The sequence below is a fragment of the Aquipseudomonas guryensis genome (genome assembly GCF_014164785.1).
Taxonomy (GTDB): Bacteria; Pseudomonadota; Gammaproteobacteria; order Pseudomonadales; family Pseudomonadaceae; genus Aquipseudomonas; species Aquipseudomonas guryensis.
Genome location: NZ_JACJFN010000004.1, coordinates 72,053 through 94,450, shown reverse-complemented (window position 1 = coordinate 94,450; position 22,398 = coordinate 72,053). Strand labels below are relative to the sequence as shown.

20 protein-coding genes are annotated in these 22,398 nt (G+C 61.3%); 12 read left to right on the top strand and 8 right to left on the bottom strand.

Annotated elements, in window-relative coordinates; translation table 11 throughout:
• Nucleotide 1: 1 nt before the first annotated feature.
• The 3 genes from H3H45_RS15595 to H3H45_RS15585 all read left to right on the top strand — a co-directional run bounded on the left by H3H45_RS15595 (nucleotide 2) and on the right by H3H45_RS15585 (nucleotide 3,880).
• Entirely contained in the window at nucleotides 2–694 is a 693-nt protein-coding gene (locus H3H45_RS15595) for an MBL fold metallo-hydrolase (protein WP_182834643.1), read from the top strand.
• A gap of 109 nt (nucleotides 695–803) precedes the next feature.
• Nucleotides 804–3,557 (top strand): hybrid sensor histidine kinase/response regulator, encoded by a 2,754-nt coding sequence (locus tag H3H45_RS15590; protein WP_182834642.1) that lies wholly within the window; start codon nucleotides 804–806, stop codon nucleotides 3,555–3,557.
• Nucleotides 3,558–3,643: 86 nt separating this feature from the next.
• On the top strand, nucleotides 3,644–3,880 hold the full coding sequence (locus H3H45_RS15585; protein ID WP_182834641.1) for a YheU family protein: 237 nt from the start codon (nucleotides 3,644–3,646) through the stop codon (nucleotides 3,878–3,880).
• A gap of 79 nt (nucleotides 3,881–3,959) precedes the next feature.
• Here the strand turns inward: H3H45_RS15585 and H3H45_RS15580 are convergent, their stop codons facing one another.
• The 3 genes from H3H45_RS15580 to H3H45_RS15570 form a co-directional block, all read right to left on the bottom strand.
• Nucleotides 3,960–4,292: a YnfA family protein gene (locus H3H45_RS15580; protein ID WP_182834640.1), complete on the bottom strand. Its 333-nt coding sequence runs from the start codon at nucleotides 4,290–4,292 to the stop codon at nucleotides 3,960–3,962.
• 52 nt (nucleotides 4,293–4,344) lie between these two features.
• The gene (locus H3H45_RS15575) at nucleotides 4,345–4,773 is read right to left on the bottom strand and encodes a hypothetical protein (RefSeq protein ID WP_182834639.1); all 429 of its coding nucleotides are present in this window, start codon (nucleotides 4,771–4,773) and stop codon (nucleotides 4,345–4,347) included.
• Nucleotides 4,774–5,040: 267 nt separating this feature from the next.
• Entirely contained in the window at nucleotides 5,041–6,174 is a 1,134-nt protein-coding gene (locus tag H3H45_RS15570; RefSeq protein ID WP_220494317.1) for an MFS transporter, read from the bottom strand.
• 245 nt (nucleotides 6,175–6,419) lie between these two features.
• Here H3H45_RS15570 and H3H45_RS15565 point away from each other — a divergent pair, with 245 nt between their 5' ends.
• Both H3H45_RS15565 and H3H45_RS15560 read left to right on the top strand, forming a co-directional pair.
• The gene (locus H3H45_RS15565) at nucleotides 6,420–8,066 is read left to right on the top strand and encodes a GGDEF domain-containing protein (RefSeq protein WP_220494316.1); all 1,647 of its coding nucleotides are present in this window, start codon (nucleotides 6,420–6,422) and stop codon (nucleotides 8,064–8,066) included.
• 269 nt (nucleotides 8,067–8,335) lie between these two features.
• Entirely contained in the window at nucleotides 8,336–10,387 is a 2,052-nt protein-coding gene (locus H3H45_RS15560) for a hypothetical protein (RefSeq protein ID WP_407926703.1), read from the top strand.
• Nucleotides 10,388–10,468: 81 nt separating this feature from the next.
• Here the strand turns inward: H3H45_RS15560 and H3H45_RS15555 are convergent, their stop codons facing one another.
• From H3H45_RS15555 to H3H45_RS15540, 4 genes are all read right to left on the bottom strand, one after another.
• Entirely contained in the window at nucleotides 10,469–12,481 is a 2,013-nt protein-coding gene (locus H3H45_RS15555; RefSeq protein WP_328822377.1) for a polysaccharide biosynthesis protein, read from the bottom strand.
• 98 nt (nucleotides 12,482–12,579) lie between these two features.
• Nucleotides 12,580–13,368, bottom strand: a complete 789-nt coding sequence (locus H3H45_RS15550) for a hydroxypyruvate isomerase family protein (protein ID WP_182834636.1) — start codon at nucleotides 13,366–13,368, stop codon at nucleotides 12,580–12,582.
• Complete coding sequence (locus tag H3H45_RS15545) at nucleotides 13,365–14,255, bottom strand: NAD(P)-dependent oxidoreductase (RefSeq protein ID WP_182834635.1); 891 nt, start codon at nucleotides 14,253–14,255, stop codon at nucleotides 13,365–13,367. The genes H3H45_RS15550 and H3H45_RS15545 overlap by 4 nt, the downstream gene beginning before the upstream one ends.
• Nucleotides 14,256–14,398: 143 nt before the next feature.
• Entirely contained in the window at nucleotides 14,399–14,716 is a 318-nt protein-coding gene (locus H3H45_RS15540) for a DUF2288 domain-containing protein (RefSeq protein WP_182834634.1), read from the bottom strand.
• A 323-nt stretch (nucleotides 14,717–15,039) separates the two neighbouring features.
• Here H3H45_RS15540 and H3H45_RS15535 point away from each other — a divergent pair, with 323 nt between their 5' ends.
• From H3H45_RS15535 to H3H45_RS15505, 7 genes are all read left to right on the top strand, one after another.
• Nucleotides 15,040–16,161 (top strand): branched-chain amino acid ABC transporter substrate-binding protein, encoded by a 1,122-nt coding sequence (locus H3H45_RS15535; RefSeq protein WP_182834633.1) that lies wholly within the window; start codon nucleotides 15,040–15,042, stop codon nucleotides 16,159–16,161.
• A gap of 117 nt (nucleotides 16,162–16,278) precedes the next feature.
• Nucleotides 16,279–17,202 carry a high-affinity branched-chain amino acid ABC transporter permease LivH gene (gene livH, locus H3H45_RS15530; protein WP_182834632.1) on the top strand — a complete coding sequence of 308 codons (924 nt, stop codon included), beginning with the start codon at nucleotides 16,279–16,281 and terminating at the stop codon, nucleotides 17,200–17,202.
• Nucleotides 17,202–18,458 carry a high-affinity branched-chain amino acid ABC transporter permease LivM gene (locus tag H3H45_RS15525; protein ID WP_182834997.1) on the top strand — a complete coding sequence of 419 codons (1,257 nt, stop codon included), beginning with the start codon at nucleotides 17,202–17,204 and terminating at the stop codon, nucleotides 18,456–18,458. The genes livH and H3H45_RS15525 overlap by 1 nt, the downstream gene beginning before the upstream one ends.
• The gene (livG, locus tag H3H45_RS15520; RefSeq protein WP_182834631.1) at nucleotides 18,455–19,222 is read left to right on the top strand and encodes a high-affinity branched-chain amino acid ABC transporter ATP-binding protein LivG; all 768 of its coding nucleotides are present in this window, start codon (nucleotides 18,455–18,457) and stop codon (nucleotides 19,220–19,222) included. Before H3H45_RS15525 ends, livG begins: the two co-directional genes overlap by 4 nt.
• Complete coding sequence (locus H3H45_RS15515) at nucleotides 19,222–19,923, top strand: ABC transporter ATP-binding protein (protein ID WP_182834630.1); 702 nt, start codon at nucleotides 19,222–19,224, stop codon at nucleotides 19,921–19,923. Before livG ends, H3H45_RS15515 begins: the two co-directional genes overlap by 1 nt.
• Before the next feature lie 260 nt (nucleotides 19,924–20,183).
• Nucleotides 20,184–21,404, top strand: coding sequence for a serine/threonine transporter SstT (gene sstT / locus H3H45_RS15510; RefSeq protein WP_182834629.1), 1,221 nt, complete (start codon nucleotides 20,184–20,186; stop codon nucleotides 21,402–21,404).
• Between the two features lie 130 nt (nucleotides 21,405–21,534).
• Nucleotides 21,535–21,882, top strand: coding sequence for a hypothetical protein (locus H3H45_RS15505; RefSeq protein WP_182834628.1), 348 nt, complete (start codon nucleotides 21,535–21,537; stop codon nucleotides 21,880–21,882).
• Nucleotides 21,883–22,027: 145 nt separating this feature from the next.
• On the opposite strand, the gene H3H45_RS15500 is transcribed toward H3H45_RS15505, so the two are convergent.
• Entirely contained in the window at nucleotides 22,028–22,387 is a 360-nt protein-coding gene (locus H3H45_RS15500; protein ID WP_235983758.1) for a DUF5629 family protein, read from the bottom strand.
• Nucleotides 22,388–22,398: the final 11 nt, after the last annotated feature.

Here is a 22,398-nt window from a genome sequence, read left to right as displayed (position 1 = left end):
CATGTTGCTGCGCCAATTATTCGATAGCACCAGCTCGACCTACAGCTATCTGCTGGCCGACCAGGGCGAAGCCGTCTTGATCGACCCGGTGAAGGACAAACTGGACGACTACCTGCGCCTGCTGCGCGAGCTGGATCTCAAGCTGATCCTGGCCATCGATACCCATACCCATGCCGACCATATCACCGCCCTCGGCGAGCTGCGCAGCGCCACCGCCTGCCGTAGCGGCTTCGGCACGCAGAGCGGCAGCCAGTGCGCCAGCTTCACCTTTACCGACGGCCAGGCGCTGACCTTCGGCCAGCGCCAGCTGATCGCCTGGCATACACCGGGGCATACCGATGACTCTTACTGTTTCCTGCTGCCCGCAGCCGGCAACGAAGCGGCCCAGCTGTTCAGCGGCGATACCCTGCTGATCCGCGGCAGCGGCCGCACCGACTTCCAGAACGGCGACTCGCGCGCCCAATGGGCTAGCCTGCAGCGTCTGTTGGCCCTGCCCGGCAACACCGTGGTCTGGCCGGGCCACGACTACCGCGGCTGGACCCGCTCCAGCATCGCCGAGGAAGCCGCGCACAACCCGCGCCTGCAGGTGGCCGATGTCGAGGCCTATGTGCAGCTGATGGACAACCTCAAGCTACCCAACCCCAAGCTGATGGACGTGGCCGTGCCGGCCAACCGCGCCTGCGGCCAGGGCTGAGCCGGGCCACAGTTCGGCCCCACAGCAATCGAGTGAGGGCTGCGCTTGAAGCCCTGCCCACATCCGGGCAAAGTGCGGTGACAGGCGTACAAAAATAATGAGGTTGCGGATGCCTCGCTGCTGTCTGGGTTTCCTTCTGCTGTGCCTCAGCTTTCCACTCTGGGCGCTTTCCCCCGCCCCTCTGGATCAGGACGAACTGCGCCTGTCGCTAGCGCCCTATATGGGCTACTACGAGGATCGGGCTGGCAACCTCAGCGCCGATCAGGTCCAGCAGCTGCCCGACAGCGCCTTTACCGGCGTCAGCGGCGACCACGCCAACCTGGGCAAGAATGATTCGGTGTGGTGGTTCAAGGTACGCCTGGTCAACAGCCGCCCGCAGCCGCTGAACGGCTACCTGGAAGTCAACTACGCCCTGCTCGACCAAATCGATGTCTACCTGGTGGGTGCCGGTGGCCAGTTGCAAGCCCAGCAGGGCGGCGACCGCTTCGCCTTCGTGCAGCGCCCGGTGCAGGTCCGTCACTTCTGGTTCCCGCTGCAACTGCCGCACGGCAGCAACGAGCTGCTGCTGCGCGTGGAAACCAGCAGCACGGTATTCGTGCCACTGTTTTTCAGCACCTACGGTGCCAGCGCGGCGGCCCAGGAAAACCTGATGGGCATCAACGGCGCCTTCTATGGCGTGTTGTTCGCCATGTTCATCTACAACCTGTTCCTATTCATTTCGCTGCGCGAGCGCGCCTACTTCTGGTACCTGCTCTACAACATCAACGTCGGCCTGTTCGCCGCCTGCTTCGACGGCATGCTGTTCAAGCTGCTGCCCGAACACGTGGCCCTGCAGTCGGTGAGCATCTACATCCTGATGTTCCTGCACTGCCTGACCGCCACCCAGTTCAGTCGCCACTTTCTACACACGCGCCAGCACTTCCCGCGCCTGGACCGCAGCCTGCGCCTGCTGATGCTGGCGATCTTCGGCTGCCTGCTGTCGGTACCGCTGATCGGCCTGCAGGCGTGGAACATCCTGGCCAGCCTGACGGTACTGGTGGTCTCGCTGCTGCTGTTGCTGACCGGTATCTACGTCTGGCGCCAGGGTATTCGTCACGGCTCCTACTATGTGCTGGCCTGGAGCGTGCTGTTGGTGGCCTTCATGCTCGTCACCAGCGGCTCGCTGGGTGTCGAGATTTTCGGTATCTACGGCTCGGCGGTGGTCAAGATGGGCGTCACGGTCGAGCTGCTGACCCTGTCCATCGGCCTGGCCGACCGCATCAACCTGCTCAAGGAAGAAGGTTTCCGCTCGCGCCAGGCGGCCGAACAGGCGGCCTTCGAGAACCAGGCCAAGAGCCGTTTCCTGGCCAAGATGAGCCACGAGATCCGTACTCCGTTGAATGGCGTGCTGGGCATGCTGCAGCTGTTACGCGACACCCCGCTGGATCGCAACCAACGCTTCTATGTGGACACCATCAGCAGTTCCGGCAGCTCGCTGATGGCGGTGATCAACGACATCCTCGACTACGCGCGCATCGAGTCCGGCAAGCTCAGCCTGGAAGAGATCGAATTCGACCTGGAGCAACTGGTCTCCGACACTCTCAGTCTGTTCACCGGCCAGGCCCTGGAAAAACGCCTGCGCCTCTATGTAAGTCTGGAAGGCGGTGTGCCGCGGCGCATCCAGGGCGATCCGACCCGCCTCAAGCAGGTGCTGATGAACCTGCTGAGCAATGCCCTGAAATTCACCCAGGAAGGCCATGTCACGTTGCAGGTGGGCAAACGCAGTGACAGCCAGGGTCGCGAGCATCTGCTCTTCGCCATCCGCGACAGTGGCATTGGCATGCGCAGCGAAACACTTAGCCAGCTGTTCAAGTCCTTCTCCCAGGGCGACTCCAGCACCACCCGCCGTTACGGCGGCAGCGGCCTGGGCCTGGCCATCAGCAAGGAGCTGGTGGAGATGATGGGCGGCCATATCGAAGTACAGAGCAGTCAGGGCCAGGGCTCGCGCTTTGCCTTCGATATCCCGCTGCAAGCCGCCAGCGCCGAGGCAGATGAACTGGCACAGTTGCTCAACAGTCGTACCGCCCTGCTCTGCTCGCTGGACAGCCTGGGCCTGGATGCTCTCAGCCACCTGCTCGGCCGCTGGGGCATGCGTACTGAACGCTGCCAGGACCCAGAGCGCCTGCGCGACTGCCTGGAAGATTTCAGCAACCCGCCGCTGCTGGTGTTGATGGCGCCCTGGCCGGGCAGCATCGGCCATTGGCTGGACAGTCTCAGTCCGCTGCTGGAGCGCGGCCAGCGGGTGCTGTTGCTGCACCCGCCCCAGCATAGCCAATCAATCCCCGATACCCGCGGCCTGCGCCTGCTCAACCTGGCCCTGCCAGTAGCCATCACCAGCCTGCGCGAAGCCCTGCAGGAGCTATACAGCGAGCGCCGGGTCGAGCCGCGCGCCGCGGTTAGCGAGTTGCGCAGCGATGGCAGCGCCACCCCGTGCATCCTGGTCGCCGAAGACAATGCGGTGAACCAGTTGGTGGTACAAGGCTTCCTCAAGAAACGTGGCTATTGCGTGCGCCTGGTCACTACCGGCCTGGCCGCCGTTGCCGAGTACAACCGCGATCCAGCCTCGATCCAGTTGATCCTGATGGATTGCGAAATGCCGGAGATGGACGGTTTTGAAGCCACCCGGCAAATCCGCAAGCTGGAGCACAGCAAGCGCCTACCGGCAGTGCCGATCGTCGCCCTCACCGCGCATATCCTCGAGGAACACCGCGAGCATGGCGCCCAGGCCGGCATGGATGACTTCCTCGGCAAACCGCTGGATTGCCAGCTGCTCTATGCCACCCTGGATCGCTACCTGCTGGCTCAGTCACTGGATAACGACTAGGTAGACGGCCAGCAAACCCTGCAACCACCAACCCCTGCAACAGCGCCACATGCTCTAAGATGGCCGCCCGCCGACAAGGACCCGCCATGCTGATCCCCTACCAGATGCTCGAAGCCGATACCCTCACCCGCCTGTTGGAGGATTTCGTCAGCCGCGACGGCACCGACAATGGCGACGAAACCCCGCTGGTCACCCGCGTCGAGCGGGCACGCAAGGCACTGCTCAAGGGCCAGGCGCTGATCGTCTTCGATCCGGAAAGCCAGCAATGCCAGTTGCTGTTGAAAGAGGAAGTGCCACGCGAGTGGCTGCAGGAGCAGGACTGAGCAGTCCTGCTCCCTAGGTGCGCTGATCACCTACAGCGCCCCGTTGCGCGCGGCGCACCCTACGCGAGGAGGACGCCCCTCAGCGCCAACCGAGGCGCGGCCCGAACAGGATGATCGCCGCACCCAGCAGACAGATAGCCGCCCCCAGCCAGTCGCTGAGCATCGGCCGAGTACGTTCGACGGCTGCCAGCCAGAGCAGCGAGGCGACGATATAGACCCCGCCATAGGCGGCATAGGCGCGCCCGGCGTAGGCCGCCTCGACACGGGTCAGTAGCAGGGCAAACAGGCTCAGGCTAAGCAGACCGGGCACCACCCACCAGGCACTCTTGCCCAGGCGCAACCACATCCAGAAGGCATAGCAGCCGGCAATCTCGAAGAGTGCAGCGAGAAAGAACCACAAGTAGTTGAGCATGCAAACATCCCTTCAGCGGTTATGCCGGTAGATAGCGCCGACCTGCAAGAACTTAACCACGCAGGCTGCCTTCGCGCTCCCATACGCAGCGCATGCGCAGATCGCCTTCCTGCGGGCTGTGGAAACCGCTCTCGGACTCCCAGCGAAAGGTATGCACGCCATTCAGCTCGGTCTCCAGGTGCACCACCGCACTGGCCCAGTACAGGCGCTTGAGCAGGGCCTCGAACTCCTGCACCCAGAGTGCCCATTCGTATTCCACCGCGCGGTAACTGGCCCCGAAGTGAATCACCTGGGTCTGATACAGCCCCTCATCTTCGCGGGCACAGAAGGAAAACATCTCGCGACCGAGGAAGGACCAGCCTTCGCCCTGTGGCAACTGGTCGAGCACACGGTGATTGGTGCTACGGCGCAACATGCGCTGCTCACGCTCACCCGAAGGCCAGTCGCGGATGCAGCCGTAGACGATGGATTCAGGCTCCACGCGGGTACTCCAGAAAATGCAGGCTGCCTTCTATCACAGGGCCTTGCCGCTGCAAAGGAACCACTGCCTAAGAACCTGCTTTGAGTCTCTTGATCGTCGGCCATTCAGCGTTGAGATAGGGCTCGGCCTGCTCATTTACCCCTCGTAAACTCCCCGTCCTCGCCCATTTTATGCGCTCGCGCTCATCCTTCGGGCCAGCCAACGGCTGTTACTCCCGCTGGTCGTTGCGCCTTGCCTGGCTCTAGCTCAAAAGATCCAAAACAGGCTCTAACTCTGCCGATTGGGCGTGCGCAGGCACCAGGCAATCAGCGTCATCAGCACGCCCAGGCCGGCCAGCACCATGAACGGTACCTGATAGTTGCCGGCCAGGTCGCGTGCCAAACCGGCAAGAACGGGCGCCAGGCAGGCCATGCCATAACCGGCGCAGAGCATCATCGCCGTCCAGCGACTGACCGCCAGCGGCGTATGCACCTCGTACAACGGCAGCACCAGCGACAGGGCGAACGAACCACTGAGGGCCAGGCCCATGAGCAGCGCCCAGACTTCCGGTAGCCATTGCGGGACAACACTGATCATGCCCAGGCACAGGGTCATCGTCAGGCCACAGAACACCAGCAGCGGCTGACGGATATCGAAGCGCTGGGCCAGCCAGGGCAGCAGCCAGGCGCTGGGTAAGCCGACCAGCATGAAACTGCCAAACAAGCCGTTGCTGTACAGCAGGCTGAAACCGGCTTCGTGGTAACGCGCTACCAGCCAGGTGGCCAAGGTGTAGAACATACCCGCCTGAATGGCGAAGAAACCGGTCACCAGCCAGGCCCGTGGCTCACGCCAGGGCAAACCCTGACCATCGTTCTCAGCGGGAATCTCCTTGCGGTTCGGCAAGCAGGCCCACAAAGCCGCAGCGATCAATGCCGGCAGCGCCCAGCCAGCCAAGCCGAAGTTCCAGTTATCGCCCAGCGCGCGCGTGACGGGAATGGTCAGCACTGCCCCGGCCGCCCCACCGATCGCCATACCGAACGAATACCAGCCCACCACCCGGCCGATATGGCCGACGAAATGGCGTTTGATGTAGGCCGACAGCAGTGGCCCGGCCACGGCGATGGCGCAACCCAGCAGCACGGCGCTGCCGATCAGCAAACCACTGGCCTGGCTGCCCAAACGCAGCAGCAGGGCCAGGCCGATCAGCAGCAGGCAGCCGGTAATCGTACGTTCCAGGCCGAAACGTACCGCACAACGGGGCGCCAGCAGGGCCAGCAGGCCCATGCACAACACGGGCAAGGCCGTGGTCAGGCTGATCAGGCCACGGCTCAGCGCGAGCTCACTGGCAATTCGCTCGATCAAGGGAGCAAGGGAAGTGATACCGGGGCGCAAATTGATCGCCGCCAGCAACAGAGCCAGCATCAGCAAGGCTCGAGAAGCAGATTTCACAGCACATTCACACGCAGAACGGCCGCCTGGGCCGGGCCCGCCACCCTACCCCGCAGGCTGCGCGCCGGGCAAGCCTACACAGGAAAATACTGACCAGACAGACAAGTAGAAATCACCTCAGCACATTCATCCAAGGCTCTGATCAGGCAATCTGCGGATATCCAGAAAGCGCCAGAAACCGCTACAGTGAAAGCAAAGTGCCACACCCTGAGTATCCCGTGCCGTCCAGCCAGCCACTCATCTCGCGCCGCCATGCCAGCCGGAAGCTCATCTGCCTGTGCCTGTTGGCCCTGTTCGCTCTGTGCTCACTGCCTGCGGGTAAGGCCCTGGCCGCCGACCAATTGCGCCTGCAACTGCGCTGGCTGCACCAGTTCCAGTTCGCCGGTTACTACATGGCCCTGGAAAAAGGCTATTACCGCGACGCCGGGCTGAACGTGGAAATCCTCGAAGGCGGCCCCAGCGCGCTCAAGCCGGTGGATGCCCTGTTGGCAGGCGACAGTGACTTCGCCATCAGCAACAGCGGCATGGTCATCGAACGCATGGCCGGCAAGCCGGTGGTGGCGCTGGCGGCGATCATGCAGACCTCGCCCATTGTATGGATCGTGCGCGCCGACTCGGGCATCCGCACCCCGATGGACCTGGCCGGCAAGCGCCTGATGCTGATGCCGGCACCAGAAAGCGCCGAGCTGCTGATCACTCTGCGCCGTGAAGGCATCGACATCAACCAGCTGACCATCCAGCCCACCAGCTTCAACCTGCAGGACCTGCTCGACGGTAAGACTGACGCCTACGATGGCTATATCTCCAACGAACCCTACTGGCTCAGTCAGCATGGCGCCGACTACCGCCTGATCAACCCGCGCGAGTACGGCGTCAACTTCTACAACGATGTGCTGTATACCCGCGAGCAACTGCTGGAGGAAAAACCCGCTCAGGTTGCCGCCTTCGTCGAAGCCAGCCTCAAAGGCTGGCAGTACGCTCTGGCACATCAGGAAGAAACCATTCGCCTGATCCAGCAGCGCTATGCGCCCGAAAAAACCCTGGAACACCTGCGTTTCGAGGCCGAGGCCCTGCAGAAGCTGATCATGCCGGAACTGGTGCAGCTCGGGCACATGAACCCCGGGCGCTGGGAATACATCGCCAACAGCTATGTACAACTGGGCATGGCGCCTGGACCGGTCGACCTGCAGGGGTTTCTCTACAGCGAACAGGTCGAGCAGGATTACCGCATGGTCTACCTGGGCGGCGTGCTCGCCCTGCTGGCCATCGTCCTGGTCGGTGCCATTGCCTTGCGCTTCGCCACGCTGTCACGCGCCCTGCAACGCGAAGTCAACCGCCGGCAGACTACCGAACAGCAGCTGCTCACCAGCAACTGCACACTGGAACGCCTGGCCAATACTGACCGTCTGACCGGCCTGTGGAATCGCCTGAAGTTCGAGGAAGTGGCCCAGCAGGAGGTCAGTCGCGCCGAGCGCTATGGTTATCCCCTGTCGCTGGTGTTCTTCGACCTCGACCATTTCAAAGACATCAACGACCAACATGGCCACGAGGTGGGCGACCAGGTGCTATGCCGCCTGGCGCAACTGGTCAGCGGGCACCTGCGGGAATCCGACAGCCTCTGCCGCTGGGGCGGCGAGGAATTCCTCATCCTCATGCCCCATACAGACAAGCAGCAAGCCGAGCAGTTGGCGGAAAAGCTGCGCGAACTGGTAGCCAAAGCAGCATTGCTGGAGCAGCAGTCCATCAGTGCCAGTTTCGGCATTGCCCAACTGGCGCCCGGAGAATTACTGCGCGACTTGGTACGCAATGCCGATGCCGCGCTCTACCGAGCCAAACAATTGGGCCGTAATCGGGTCGAGGCATAAAAAAGGCCAATAAAAAGCCGCCAGCAATCCGGCACCTACCTCGAACAATGCAAATTCGCTGTATATAGTGCTCATTCATGTAACAAGAATGTATTTAGTTGAATACCAACCCCTGATACGCCGCACACATCCACGGAATGTCGATGATGAAAACAACAAAAGACGCAGATTCCACCGTTTCCGAAGCGCGCCAAGTTGTCACCGAGGTCGCTGAAGTACTCGCGCCGCCCCGTGTCACCATCAGCCCAGCCGGCAATGGTGAGCAGTACATGTATTTCACCGAGCGCGACATCGACCGCATCCTGGAAAATCTCGACGGTCTGCGTGAGCGGGTATTCCCCAAGGTACTGGGCGACGATGGCAGCGACGTACGCTCCAGCCAGCACTTCCCGTCCGTGTGCCTGATCGGCCTGGGTCGCTGCGGCTCCAATATCGCCCTGGATGTTGCCTCGCTGGTGTACAACGCCCGCAAGTTCTACCTCAACGAGTTCAGCAGCCAGGATAAACCGGCCAACGAGCAGCGCCCGACCAGCTGGATCCGCAGCAACCTGCGCCTGGCCCCCAGCCGTGCCGCCAAGCCGGTGTTCCTGATCGAGCCGCTGGTGATGCTCGGCGACCTGGACAAGGACATCGAGGGCCGCATCCGCTTCTCGCGCAAGACCGAGAAAAGCGGCTTCCTCAGCGACTACAGCAAGATGAAGATCATGGACCTGTCTGAGGTGCATGCCGGTGGCGCCGGTAACGCGCCGATCCTCGGCCAGTACCTGGCCAAGATCATCCTCAACAAGGACACCCAGCGCTTCACCAATGCCGACTGGAAATTCATCCACAGTTATCTGATCGACTCCTGCGGGATCAAGGCCAACCAGTCGCGCCTGTACTTCTACATCTTCAGCGCTGGCGGCGGCACCGGCTCGGGCATGGCCTCGGAATTCGGCCTGGCCCAGCAGTTCGCCTACATGAGCAAGACCTTCGAGACCAAGACCGAAGAAAGCAACGACGATAACCGCGATCACTCCTTCGTCTTCGAGCCGATCTTCACCAGCGGCATCTGCATCCTGCCGAACATCTCCGACCAGCGCATCGAGATGTCCGAGGCTCTGCATATCAATGCCGGCCGCCTGCTGTGCAAGTACCTCGCCGAGGAATGGGACTTCTCCTACAACTTCGACAACGAGGAAACCGGCGAAGAAAGCGTGATGCGCCGCATCCGCCCGTGGAACGCGATGATGCTGATCTCCAACGACATCATGCGTTACGCCGAGGAAAGCGACGGCGGCAATATCCAGAACATCGACGTGAACGCCATGGAGCGCCACGCCAACCAGTACATCTCGCAGCAGATCTTCAACATCCTCACCGCCCAGGCAGTGACCACCGACTACGACCAGAACTACTTCCGTCGCGCAGGCATCGACATCGGCGAGACCATCCGCCTGGATGCCAACGACTTGTTCATGAGCCTGGCCGGCCCGGTGGCCGTGGCCTATGCCGAATCGGTGGTGGCCGAACAGGCACCGCCGACCACCACGGACAAGTTCAAGGTATTCGAGAAGGAACAACCCAAGCTCAATATCGACGACCTGTTCTTCCGCTCCATCGACCTGCCGCACTTCAACAAGGCGACCCAGGCCATCGAAGGCATCAGCCTGCTGCCGATTGAATCCAAGCGCTACCGTGCGGCGCTGGAGCAATACAAGAAGTCCAACTTCGACGCCAGCGAGCTGAGCGATCTGCACTTCTTCAAGAACTGCTCCTCGGTGGTGTCCATCGTCTCGTTGCCGAAGGACTACAAGCTGTCCTACATGGATCTCAACCGCCTGAAGAGCCACCTCAACAGCCTGTTCCCCAACACCACTTTGAAGCGCTACGCCCTGGTGATCGGCGCCTCGGCCAACCTGTCGCTGACCACCCTGATCGTCAAGAGCCCGTGCCTGTCGGACGACTTCCTGACCCTGATCGTGGCCTTTATCAAGCGCTGCTTCGCCCGCGACCAGTACCGCTACGACGACAGTCTGGACAACGCCATGCTCGACTTCATCGTCTCCGAGGAGTTCGACGAGGAACTGATCGAAGCCATGCTCAACGAGCACGAGAACCCGGCGAAGATCCTCGACACCAACTGGTATGCGATCAAGCCGATGTACGAGAAGAAGTACCGCGAGTTGATCAACGACAAGGACAAGTTCGTCTCGATCAACGACATCCGCCTGTCCCGCGAGAGCGTTAAGAAAGCCATCAAGTACCTGCGCGAGATCTACCGCCACCGTGTCGGCAAGACCCGGGTCATCTCGCTCAATGACTACAGCGGCAAGGACTGAACCGACGGTTGCGGCAACAAAAAAGGGCCTGCATATGCAGGCCCTTTTTATTGGATCGATACAGGCAGTATCAGCCTGAGTTCAAATGCTGCGCCCCGGTCCCTGCTGCTGCAGATACATCAGATCGACGATGTCATCACTCGGCGCATAACCATTGACAGTCTGGCGCAGCAACTGGCGTACCCGAGAGAAGTCTCCCGCATCTACCGCCTCAAGCAGCTCCGTCAGACGCTGTTTGAAATCTTCCCATGGCAAATGCTCTTCACTGGCACAGAGAATCATCGGGTGCTCGGTAGGCCTTACATTTTCCCCAATCAACAACTCTTCGTAGAGTTTTTCGCCAGGACGCAGTCCGCTGTACTCGATGGCAATATCGCCATGGGTATTTTTTTCATTGCGCACGGTCAAGCCAGACAGGTGAATCATCTTGACCGCCAGATCCACGATCTTGACCGGCTGCCCCATGTTCAACACAAACACATCGCCGCCCTGGCCCATGGCGCCGGCCTGGATAACCAGTTGGGCAGCTTCCGGGATGGTCATGAAGTAACGGGTAATATTCGGGTGCGTCACCGTCACCGGGCCACCGCAACGAATCTGCTCACGAAAGCGCGGAATAACCGAGCCCGAAGAGCCCAGCACGTTACCGAAGCGAACCATGGTAAAGCGCGTCTTGTTGATCTGACGCACGCCATCCTTGTCACCCAAGAGTACCGGGGCAGTCTCGCGACTAAGCGCCTGAAGCACCATTTCGGCCAAGCGCTTGGTGCTGCCCATGACATTGGTCGGACGCACCGCTTTATCGGTAGAAATCAGAACGAAGTGATCAACGCCAGCCCTGACGGCTGCTTGTGCGGCATTGATGGTACCCAGCACATTGTTGAGCACGCCCTCGGCGATATTGTGCTCAACAATCGGCACATGCTTATAGGCCGCGGCATGGTAGAGCGTGTTCACCTTCCAGCAGCGCATGACATCCAGCAAACGGGAAGCGCTACCGATCGACCCCAGAATCGGCACCAGCTTGATGGATAGTGCCTCTCTCTCGATACGCTCTTCCAGCTCACCGTGGATCGCATACAGATTGTATTCAGCGTGATCAAACAATATTAAAGCCGCAGGCTCCACACTGATGATCTGCCGGCACAGTTCAGCACCAATAGATCCACCGGCGCCTGTCACCAGGACAACCTGTCCACGAATGCAGCGCTCGAACAACGCCTTCATGGGTGGCACTGCATCACGCCCCAATACATCGGCAATATCAACCTCCTGGAGTGCATCAACCTGCACGCGGCCGCTGGCCAGGTCCATGAAGTCCGGCACACTGCGCACATGCAGAGGGAACTGCTCCAGATACTCGAGAATTTCCCGTCGACGCATGCGCGACACCGATGGCATGGCCAACAAAATCTCCTGCACGCCGGTATCTTCAATCAGCTGGGTAATGCTGCCCGGCTTATATACTTTGAGCCCGGCGATGACTTGACTGACGATACCCTTGTCATCGTCGATGAAGGCTACGGGGTTCATCGATCGCCCCATGCGCAGCGCAGCAACCAGCTGATTACCTGCCGTACCGGCGCCATAAATGGCTACTTTCGGGGCTCTGCCATCGTTCTGAGAAAGCCTGGCACTGCGACCGCTGCTGTACCAGTCGCCCATAAAGTAATGGCGCATGAGCAAACGCAACCCGCCAATCAGGGTCAGGCTCAGCCACCAGTAATTGAATACCAGCGAACGCGGAACAACGGCAGGCGCATCGCGGTACCAGTAAACGATCAAGGCCAGAAGCAGTGCAGATACCGAAACCGCCTTGGCAATGGTCAATAACGCATCATTACCCAAGTAACGTAATACCGCACGGTACATACCCAAGCGGATAAACAAGGGGATAGCGATAACCGGGGCAACAATAAACAGCCAACCATATTTGCTGAAGACATTAATGGAGTTGTCAAAACCCAGCCGAACAACAAATGCCAGCCAGAGTGCCAACCAAACCAGAACCACATCGGCAGCGACCTGCAACAAACGTTTATGGCGGCGACGCAGCCCCAACAAGCGCTCACGCAATACAGTAGGCTTGATCACGCGCTATTCCATCCTGATAAATAAAAATCTCAACACCACAACTTACCCACAGTAACTCATGCGTCAGTCGGCAGTTGGCTCATACACCATCTGAGCAATCATACCCCAAGGATGTCCTGCCATAGTTTGAGCCAGGCGAACGACCCGACGCGCAGTCTACCGCCCTTGTACTCAGCGCCCAACCAACCGCTATATCCACGCGCCTGCAATACCCTGATCAAGGCCAGAAAATCCAACTCGCCACTCCCCGGTTCTCCTCGGCCTGGACAGTCCGCGAACTGCACATGACCGATGCGCCTCGCCAGCAAGCCAATACCCGCTTCGATATCCAGGCCCTGCCGGGCCATGTGATAGAGGTCGAACTGTGCCAGGCAGTTGGGGTGATCAACTGCTCGCAGCAACTCATCCAGCTGCTCAGGGGTGTTGATCAGAAAGTCCGGCATATCGAGGGGATTGATCGCTTCGCACAGCACACGAATCCCTAGACACTGAAAAGCCTCGGCCGCCTTGCGCAAATTGGCCACCAGAACTGCCAGGGCCTCTTCGCGCGTCACGCCCTCTGCCAGTCGCCCCGGCAGTACGTTGACACAACTCGGCCGGGCCATAGCGGCATAGGTCAATGCTTCCTGCAGTGCCGCATCGAATTCGGCCTGGCGCGCAGGTACGGCCGCCAGCCCCGGACCACCGGTCATCAGATCAGCGGCAGGCAGGTTGATCAGCACCAGCGGCATACCGGCACGCTCAAGCGCCTCCTTAAGACGAATGGCCGGCACTTCATAAGGGAACTGGATTTCCACGCCATCGAAGCCAGCAGCTGCGGCCGCCTGGACGCGCTCGAGCAGCGGCAGTTCGGTGAACAGCATGGAAAGATTGGCGGCGATCCTCATGCGTCCGTCTCGCGATAGAGCTGCACCAGCGTGGCGGGATCATGTCCCAGATGCCCCTGGCTGCCATGCAAACGCATCAACTGCGCCGCCAAGCCACTCATGGGTGTAGCGCTGCCCTGCTCGCGGGACAGCTTATTGGCCGTATCGAGATCCTTGAGCAGGGTACGCACATGCCACTTGATCGGCTCGAACTGGCTGTCCGCCATCTGCGGTGCCAAGATCTGCAGCGGCCTGGAATCGGCAAAACCACCCGCCAGAGCCTGAGCCAGCAGACGAGCGTCGACCCCAGCTTGCTCGGCCAGGGCCACCACCTCGGCGATCACCAAGGCATTGCAGGCGACGATCATCTGATTGCAGACCTTGGTCACCTGCCCGGCGCCAACCTCGCCCATGCGCGTGAGGCGCTGCCCTAAATGGGCGAGGATCGGTCGAATCCGCTCAATGTCTTCGACCCGTCCGCCCGCCATGATCGCCAAGCTGCCGGCTTCTGCGCCGATCGTGCCACCCGACACCGGCGCATCGACCCAGCGCATGCCAGTACGCTGTTCCAACTCCGCAGCCATTGCCCGCGTGGCAGCAGGTTCAAGACTGGAGAAGTCGACCAACAGCTGGCCAGGACGCGCACCCTCGACAATGCCGCCAGGACCAAACACCACTTCGCGCACCGCCGCGGTATCGGCCAGGCAGAGCATGACGATCTCCGCCTCGGCGCACAGCTGTGCCGGCGCAGCGGCCGCCTGCGCGCCTTGCGCCAATAAGTCCTGCAGTTTTTCTGGCGAACGGTTCCACAGCCGCAGCGGATACCCCGCCGCCAGCAGGCGACGACTCATGGGCAGTCCCATCAGGCCAATGCCGGCGAAGGCCAAAACGGGCGGGGATACGGGCATGCAGGTCTCCAATAGTTAGAGGGGCGGCTTTCACCAACCGCTGGCGGATTTATCTGCGCTAAAACGTCGGTGCGAAAGCTCTTTAGCAGCAAGCTGCTGCCACGAAAAGCCGCGGGCCCTGGCCCAACCCAGGCCACCCGGTTTCAGTGCACTGTGGGCGCTTCTGCACGCTCCTGAATCAGCACCCAGGGCGCCACCACCACGGCCCAGAGCTGGGGATCACGGGCCAGCAGGTCTTCGGCACGCGTTTCCTCGACCTTGGCCACCTGCCCGGCCTGCAACCAGCCAGCCACCCTGGCCTGATCGTCTTCGGCAACGGCCAGCGCAACCTCTACCAGATCCAATGCACCATCGACCCAGAGCAAGGCGCCACGGGCAAAGAAAGGTTGCAGCTCCTGCCAAGTGATCGGCGCAGTTTCGCCAAGCAGCTTGGCATAGAGGGTGCTAGGTTGTTCTGTCATGACGGGCCTGTTTACAAGCAGCTGGTTGAGGGTGCGGCGCGCATGATAGCGTCGGACGCTCGACAGGCAAGTCAGTTGAGCGGTCAGCCCTTCACCAACGACTGACCAGTCAGCAAAAGCCGCGCCGTTATTCTGTACGTTTGTTTCAATTAAGCGACACACCCCCTCTTCGCTCCAGACTGCCCGCTTTTCAAGGCAGGAAACGGAGTTCTACACTGTCCCGGTACAGTTGCCGGGGGTGTGGCCGGGGAAACTGAACCGGTCCTGCAGCTCTGGCCGCATGGATTACAAAAACGAAAAACACCAATAAAGAGTGGAGCACTATGAATAAGGCTAGCAAGCAAGTATCCAAGCTGTTCGCCGCCATGGCTCTGGCTGGCATGACCAGCTATTCGATGGCCGCTGATACCATCAAAATCGCTCTGGCAGGCCCGGTTACCGGTGCTGTTGCCCAGTACGGCGAGATGCAGTTCATCGGTGCCGAAATGGCCATCGAGCAGATCAACAAGGCCGGCGGGGTAAACGGTGCGATGCTCGAAGGCGTCAAGTACGACGATGCCTGCGACCCGAAACAAGCCGTTGCCGTAGCCAACAAGATCGTCAACGACGAAGTCAAATTCGTGGTTGGCCACCTCTGCTCCAGCTCCACTCAGCCAGCGTCCGACATTTACGAAGACGAAGGCATCCTGATGGTGACCGCGGCTTCCACCAGCCCGGACATCACCGCTCGCGGTTACCAGCTGGTGTTCCGCACCATCGGTCTGGACAGCCTGCAAGGCCCGACCGCCGGCAACTTCATTGCCGACCACGTCAAGCCAAAAACCGTTGCCGTGATCCACGACAAGCAGCAATACGGTGAAGGCATCGCCACCGCGGTCAAGCAGACCCTGGAAGGCAAAGGCACCAAGGTTGCCCTGTTCGAAGGCATCAACGCCGGTGACAAGGACTTCTCGGCCCTGATCGCCAAGCTCAAGCAAGCCGGTGTCGACTTCGTCTACTACGGCGGCTACCACCCGGAACTGGGTCTGCTGCTGCGCCAGACCAAAGAGAAAGGCCTGAACGTCAAGTTCATGGGTCCGGAAGGCGTGGGTAACAAGGAAATCTCGGCCATCGCTGGCCCGGCTTCCGAAGGCATGTTGGTGACCCTGCCGAAATCCTTCGACCAGGATCCGAAGAACCAGGCGCTGGTAGAAGGCTTCAAGGCCAAGAACCAGGACCCGAGCGGCCCGTTCGTGTTCCCGGCCTACGCTGCCGTGCAAGTGATTGCCGAAGGCATCAAGAAGGCGGGCGATACCGATACCGCCAAAGTCGCCGAGGCACTGCGTGCCAACAGCTTCGACACCCCCACCGGAACCCTGGCCTTCGACGAGAAGGGCGATTTGAAGGACTTCAGCTTCGTGGTTTACGAGTGGCACCAGGACGGCACCAAAACCGAAGCTAAATAAGCTTCCCGCCTGAACCCAGAGCCCACTGCCAATGCAGTGGGCTTTGTTTATTCGAAGAATCCCGGTCTTACGCTGCGCCACAAGCGCCGCCTTGCGTAGCGACCCAGGAGTTAGGCAATGCCTGATCTTTATCACTACCTGCAGCAGCTGATCAACGGCCTCACCGTTGGCAGTACCTATGCCCTGATCGCCATCGGCTACACCATGGTCTATGGCATCATCGGCATGATCAACTTCGCCCACGGCGAGGTTCTGATGATTGGCTCGTATGTGGCCTTCATCGCCATCGCCGGCCTGACCCTGATGGGTCTGGACAGCCTACCTATCCTGATGATTGGCGCTTTTTCCGCCAGCATCATTGTCGCCAGCGCCTATGGCTACAGCATCGAACGGGTGGCCTATCGCCCCTTGCGCGGCAGCAACCGCCTGATCCCGTTGATCTCCGCCATCGGCATGTCGATTTTCCTGCAGAACGAAGTACTGCTGGCCCAGGACTCCAAGGACAAGGCCATCCCCAACCTGCTGCCGGGCAACTTCGTGTTCGGTGAGAGCGCCATGCACAGCGTGACGATCTCCTACATGCAGGTGCTGATCTTCGTCGTCACCTTCATCGTGATGTACGGCCTGACCCTGTTCATCTCCCGCTCGCGCCTGGGTCGCGCCTGCCGCGCCTGCGCCGAAGACATCAAGATGGCCAACCTGCTGGGCATCAACACCAACAACATCATCGCCCTGACCTTCGTCATCGGCGCCACCCTGGCCGCCGTGGCGGCGGTGCTGCTGGGTATGCAGTACGGGGTGATCAACCCGCACATCGGCTTCCTCTACGGCATCAAGGCGTTCACCGCCGCGGTGCTGGGCGGCATCGGCAGCATCCCCGGCGCCATGCTCGGTGGCCTGGTGCTTGGTGTTTCCGAAGCCTTTGGCGCCGATATCTTCGGCGATCAGTACAAGGACGTGGTGGCCTTCGGCCTGCTGGTCCTGGTGCTGCTGTTCCGCCCGACCGGCATCCTCGGCCGCCCGGAGGTCGAGAAAGTATGATGACCAAGAATCTCAAGACCGCCTTCTTCAGCGCCCTGCTGGTGCTAGCCGTGGCCTACCCGGTACTGGGCCTGAAGCTGACCACCGTCGGCATCCAGCTGGAAGTGCATGGCGCCAGCCCTGCCGTGCTGTGGACCATCGCGGCCTGCGCCATCGCCATGTTCTTCTGGCAGCTGTTTCGCGATCAGCTCGGCGCCGCCTGGGCCAATGCGCCCAAGCTGCCGGTGGTGCCGGACAAGGCCAGCAACTTCCTGACCCTACCCTCGACCCAGCGCTGGATCATTCTTGGCCTGATCGTCGTCGCCCTGGCCTGGCCGTTCTTCGGCAGCCGCGGCGCGGTGGACATCGCCACGCTGATCCTGATCTACGTGATGCTCGGCCTCGGCCTGAACATCGTGGTCGGCCTGGCTGGCCTGCTCGACCTCGGTTACGTCGGCTTCTATGCCGTCGGCGCCTACAGCTATGCGCTGCTGTCGCACTACTACGGCCTGGGTTTCTGGATCTGCCTGCCGATTGCCGGCCTGATGGCGGCCTTTTTCGGCTTCATCCTCGGCTTCCCGGTGCTGCGCCTGCGTGGTGACTACCTGGCCATCGTCACCCTCGGTTTCGGCGAGATCATCCGCATCCTGCTGCGCAACATGACCGAGATCACCGGCGGCCCCAACGGCATCAGCAACATCGAGAAGCCGAGCCTGTTCGGCCTATCCTTCGAGCGCCGCGCCGCCGAGGGCATGCAGACCTTCCACGAGTACTTCGGGATTGCCTACAACGGCATCAACAAGGTGATCTTCCTCTACCTGATCGCCCTGCTGCTGGTACTGCTGACCCTGTTCGTGATCAACCGCCTGCTGCGCATGCCGATTGGCCGGGCCTGGGAAGCCCTGCGTGAAGACGAGATCGCCTGCCGCGCCCTGGGCATGAACCCGACCGTGATCAAGCTTTCCGCCTTCACCCTCGGCGCCTGCTTCGCTGGTTTCGCCGGCAGCTTCTTCGCCGCGCGCCAGGGCCTGGTCACACCGGAGTCGTTCACCTTCATCGAGTCCGCGATCATCCTCGCCATCGTCGTACTGGGTGGCATGGGCTCGCAGCTCGGCATCATCCTCGCCGCCGTGGTGATGATCCTGCTGCCGGAACTGGCTCGCGAGTTCAACGAGTACCGCATGCTGATGTTCGGTGCCCTGATGGTACTGATGATGATCTGGCGTCCGCAGGGCCTGCTGCCCATGCAACGCCCGCACCTGGAGTTGAAATCATGAGCCGCCCGATTCTTGAAGTCAGCGGGCTGACCATGCGCTTCGGCGGCCTGCTGGCCGTCAACAATGTCGCCCTCTCCGTTCAGCCCAAGCAGGTGGTGTCGATGATCGGCCCCAACGGCGCCGGCAAGACCACCGTGTTCAACTGCCTGACCGGTTTCTACCAGCCCACCGGCGGGGTGATCCTGCTCGACGACGAGCCGGTGCAACACCTGCCCGGCCACAAGATCGCCCGCAAAGGCGTGGTACGTACCTTCCAGAACGTTCGCCTGTTCAAGGAAATGACGGCGGTGGAGAACCTGCTGGTCGCCCAGCATCGCCACCTCAACACCAACTTCCTCGCCGGTCTGCTGAAGACCCCGGGCTTTCGCCGCAGCGAAAAAGCGGCGATGGAATACGCCGCGCACTGGCTGGAACAGGTCAACCTGACCGACGTCGCCAACCGTCCGGCCGGCACCCTGGCCTACGGCCAGCAGCGCCGTCTGGAAATTGCCCGCTGCATGATGACGCGCCCGCGCATCCTCATGCTCGACGAGCCGGCCGCCGGCCTCAACCCGCGCGAAACCGAAGACCTCAAGGCGCTGATCGGCATGCTGCGCCATGACCACGATGTCACCGTGCTGCTGATCGAGCACGACATGAAGCTGGTCATGAGCATTTCCGACCACATCTACGTGATCAACCAGGGCACCCCCCTGGCGGACGGCACGCCGGAGCAGATCCGCAACAATCCGGACGTGATCAAAGCCTACCTGGGGGAAGCCTAATGCTGCGTTTTGAAAACGTCTCCACCTTCTACGGCAAAATCCAGGCCCTGCACGATGTCAGCATCGAAGTGCAGCAAGGCGAGATCGTCACCCTGATCGGCGCCAACGGTGCCGGCAAGTCGACCCTGCTGATGACCCTGTGCGGTAACCCGCGTGCGGCCAGCGGCAGCATCCGCTACATGGGCGAGGAACTGGTCGGTCAGGACTCCTGCGACATCATGCGCAAGAGCATCGCGGTAGTGCCGGAAGGCCGCCGCGTGTTCGCCCGCCTGACCGTGGAAGAAAACCTGGCCATGGGCGGCTTCTTCGGCAGCAAGGCCGATAACCAGGAGCAACTGGACAAGGTCCTGCACCTGTTCCCGCGGCTCAAGGAACGCTTCGAGCAGCGTGCCGGCACCATGTCTGGTGGCGAACAGCAGATGCTCGCCATCGGCCGTGCGCTGATGAGCAAGCCCCAGCTGCTGCTGCTCGACGAGCCGTCGCTGGGCCTGGCGCCGATCATCATCCAGCAGATCTTCGACATCATCGAACAGCTGCGCAAGGATGGCGTGACCGTGTTCCTGGTCGAGCAGAACGCCAACCAGGCGCTCAAGCTGGCCGATCGCGCCTACGTGCTGGAGAACGGCCGCATCGTCATGCAAGGCAGCGGCGCCGACCTGCTGGTCGACCCGAAAGTGCGCGACGCCTACCTCGGCGGTTGATGCTTGCAAGGTCAATGGCAACGGCCCTCACGGGCCGTTTTCATTTGTCCGCCATTTCGCAGCGGCCTGACGGAAGGCCCGCACAAAAACGTGTAGGTCTTTAGAATCGCCGCCTTGTTTTCTGCGTCTGCCGTCATCCGGCAGGCACCCGGAATTCGACCGCCCAGCCAGCACGGGTCACCACCCCTGCCCGACTGGACTGTCGCCCCGCATGCAGTGCGTCCACCGACGCGGCATGCCGAACCTCAGGAACATCGACCATGATCCATCGTCCCATCCTGCAACTGCTGACCCGCACCAGCCTGGTCACCCAGATCATCATCGGCCTGGTTGCCGGCATCCTGCTGGCCCTGCTGTGGCCGCAAGCCACCGATGAAGTCGGCTTCCTCGGCAGCCTGTTCATCTCCGCCCTGAAAGCCGTGGCGCCGATCCTGGTGTTCATCCTGGTGGCCTCGGCGATTGCCAACCACAAGCCCGGCCAACCCACGCACATTCGCCCGATCCTGCTGCTGTACCTGATCGGCACCCTGTCCGCTGCCATCGTCGCGGTAATCGCCAGCAGCCTGTGGCCATCGACCCTGGTGCTCAGCAATGTAGCCACGGGCAGCACGCCACCCGGCGGCATCGCCGAAGTACTCAAGACCCTGGCCATGAGCGCCGTGGATAACCCGGTCAATGCCCTGCTCAAGGGCAACTTCATCGGCATCCTGGCCTGGGCCATCGGCCTGGGTATCGCCATTCGCCACGGCAGCGAAACCACCCGCAGCGTGTTCGGCGACCTGGCCGAAGGCGTTTCGCTGATCGTCAAAGTGGTGATCCGCTTCGCCCCGCTCGGGGTGTTCGGCCTGGTCGCTACCACCTTTGCCGACGCCGGTCTCAAGGCCCTGCTCGGCTATGCCCAACTGCTGGCGGTACTGGTCGGCTGCATGCTCTTCGTCGCCCTGGTGGTCAACCCGCTGATCGTGTTCAGCCAGATCCGTCGCAACCCCTACCCGCTGGTATTCACTTGCCTGCGTGAAAGCGGCATCACCGCCTTCTTCACCCGCAGCTCGGCTGCCAACGTGCCGGTCAATCTGCAACTGGCCGAACGCCTGGGCCTGCACGAAGACACCTACTCGGTATCCATCCCGCTGGGCGCCACCATCAACATGGCCGGCGCCGCCATCACCATCAGCGTGCTGACCCTGGCCGCTGCACACACGCTCGGTATCGTCGTCGACATGCCCACCGCCATTCTGCTCTGCGTGGTCGCTGCCGTCTGCGCCTGCGGCGCCTCGGGCGTGGCCGGTGGTTCGCTGCTGCTGATTCCGCTGGCCTGCAGCCTGTTCGGCATCCCCAGCGAAACCGCCATGCAGGTGGTGGCCATCGGCTTCATCATCGGCATCCTGCAGGACAGCGCGGAAACCGCACTGAACTCCTCCACCGACGTGCTGTTCACTGCTGCAGCCTGCATGGCCAAGGAAGAGCGCTCGGCGAGCTGATAGCTCACGCCGAGTGCAACACGAGAAACCGCCCTTCGGGGCGGTTTTCTTTTACAGTCTGCCCAGCGCGGGCCTGCATCGGGCCTTTGCTGTACATAATCGCAACGTTCATTGATAAGGATATCGTCCCATGCACAAGCCCCTCCTCTTTCTGCTCGGCCTCGCCCTGGCCGGCAATGCCACAGCCGGCTGCGGCGAAGGCAATGGCACCTGTTACTACTACAAAAAGGGCGAGCTGAAAGGCCAGGACAAGTGTGCCGTGACCACCTGCGCGGCCACCGACCAGTACTTCTTCAGTACCTGGGCCTGGGGCAACGGCAACGAGGTTGCAATCACCCTCAGCGAAGACAAGCAAGGCACACTGGTCAATGGCAAGCCGGGTTATATGTTGCAACTGCCATTCAAGGACGAGCGAATGCTCTGTTATGCGGTCGAGGCTGGCGACGAGCTGCTGTGCAACGATTCGGGCGTTTACTGACGACGAGGGAAACACACTCGCACGCTGGACAGCACGCAGCGCTTCAGTTGTTTATCGAGGAATTCGGGTAGCGCCCGGAGATCATCTGCGGGGACAACCGACGCATACACCCACGTGCACTGAATCATCTGGGCCTGGTGCGCAGTCAGTCGACGACAACCTCGTCGTTGGCTGCCTCGTCGTCATCGTCATTGCTGGCATTGACGCCACTAAGAATGATCAGCTCATGGCTCAACTCGCCAGCCGCGAGCTGCCAGCTGTCAGCCGTAGTTCCCTGGCTGGCGGCAGCGATGGCAGCGGCGCTGAAATTCCATACGCGGCGCTCGCGGCCATCCATGCACTCCACACGCAGCTGCACCTGCTCGCCAGAAGCCGCTTCGATCAGTTCGAATTGCCAGGCATGCAGGCCATCGATCAGCAGCATATCGGCGTGTTGCAGGGCATTCAGCAGAGTAGTGGTCATGGCATTCAGTCGCGCAGGGAAGGAAGCGCCATGATAAGCCATGCCGCTCCCTG